Annotated in this window: 2 protein-coding genes; both read left to right on the top strand. The window is 66.8% G+C overall.

Going from position 1 to position 1,542, the window contains the following annotated elements; all coding sequences use genetic code 11:
- On the top strand, positions 1–298 hold a 298-nt coding region (locus tag FKP22_RS29995), incomplete at its 5' end, for a 2Fe-2S iron-sulfur cluster-binding protein (protein ID WP_141291870.1).
- Between the two features lie 13 nt (positions 299–311).
- On the top strand, positions 312–1,424 hold the full coding sequence (locus FKP22_RS29990) for a fatty acid desaturase family protein (protein WP_141291869.1): 1,113 nt from the start codon (positions 312–314) through the stop codon (positions 1,422–1,424).
- The last annotated feature ends 118 nt before the right edge of the window (positions 1,425–1,542 follow it).

The raw sequence follows: 1,542 nt of genomic DNA, 5'->3' as shown, positions 1-1,542 counted from the left end.
CTCGCTGCCCGCCAGCGCGATGACAGACGCGGCTGACGCGCTGCCCGTGCAGCTGACGCTGCGCCGCAGCGGCCAGACGCTGACGGTGCCGGGCGGTCAGTCGCTGCTCACTGCGCTGGAAGCCCAGGGCTTCAAGCCGCCTTCGGGTTGCCGCATGGGCATTTGCCACACCTGCGTCTGCACCCGCGTGGAAGGCATGACGCAAGACCTGGTGAACGGCCAGCGCGACGCCGAGCCGCAAGCCGCGCTGCGGCTGTGCGTCAGCCGCCCCTGCACCGATTTGACGATCGACCTTTGATTCCATTGAATTCATGAGTGTTGCTGCCCTGACCCCCGACCAGCTCGAACGCTTCGGCGCCGAGATCGACGCGCTGCGTGCCCGCACCGAGGCCACCATTGGCGAGCGCGATTCACGCTACATCCGCAACGTGGTGAAGGCTGTGCGCTACACCGGCGTGGCCGGCCGCGTGCTGCTGATGGCCGGCGCCTTCCTGCCCGCGCCGTGGTGGCTGGCCGCCTGGGTGCTGGGCGCGCTGTCGCTCGGCCTGTCGAAGATCATCGACAACATGGAACTGGGCCACAACGTGATGCACGGCCAGTACGACTGGATGGGCGACCCTCACCTGCAGGGCAAGACCTTCGAGTGGGACATCGTCGCCACCGCCGACAGCTGGCGCAAGACGCACAATTTCCGCCACCACACGTACACCAACGTGCACGGCATGGACGACGACATCGGCTACGGCGTGCTGCGCCTGTTCCCCGAGCAGAAGTGGCACCCTGCCCGCCTGCTGCAGCCGCTGTACGCGCTGATCTTCGCGCTGCTGTTCCAGTGGGGCGTGGCCATCCAGGATCTGCGCCTGGGCAACATCGGCAAGGGCCCGAAGCACCGCAAGCTGATCCTGCACCTGGCGCTGCCGGTGCTGCGCAAGGTGCGCTACCAATTGCTGAAGGACTATGTGTTCTTCCCGCTGCTGGCCGGCCCCGGCTTCCTGACCGTGTTCACCGGCAACCTGGTGGCCAATGGCCTGCGCAACCTGTGGACCTACACCATCATCTTCTGCGGCCACTTCACGACCGAGGTGCATACCTTCCCGAAGAGCGTGGTGCGCAAGGAGACCCGGCCGCAGTGGTACTTCCGCCAGATCCTGGGCTCGTCCAACCTCTCGGGTGGCTTCCTGCTGAACTTCATGTCCGGCAACCTGAGCCACCAGATCGAACACCACCTGTTCCCGGACGTGCCGGCCAACCGCTACGTCGAAATGGCGCCGGTGGTGAAGGACATCTGCCGCCGCTACGGCGTGCCCTACAACACCGGCTCGCTGACACGCCAGTTCGGCCAGGTGATCTGGCGCATCGTGCGCCACAGCTTCCCCAGCCAGCCACTGCGCACGCAGCTGGCCGGCAACGCCGCTGGCGGTTGAGGCCCACTGCCACAGGGCTGCGAAGCCTCTGCGCAATAAGCAATCGCTGAGGCCGCTCAGCCTGGCAGGCTGGCGGCGGCGAGGCGCCGCAGCGTGTCGACCAGCAAGGCCACATCGG

The organism is Ideonella azotifigens (genome assembly GCF_006519715.1).
Lineage (GTDB): Bacteria > Pseudomonadota > Gammaproteobacteria > Burkholderiales > Burkholderiaceae_C > Ideonella > Ideonella azotifigens.
Note: the sequence above shows the minus strand (reverse complement) of the source record. Positions and strands in the feature narration are given on the sequence as shown.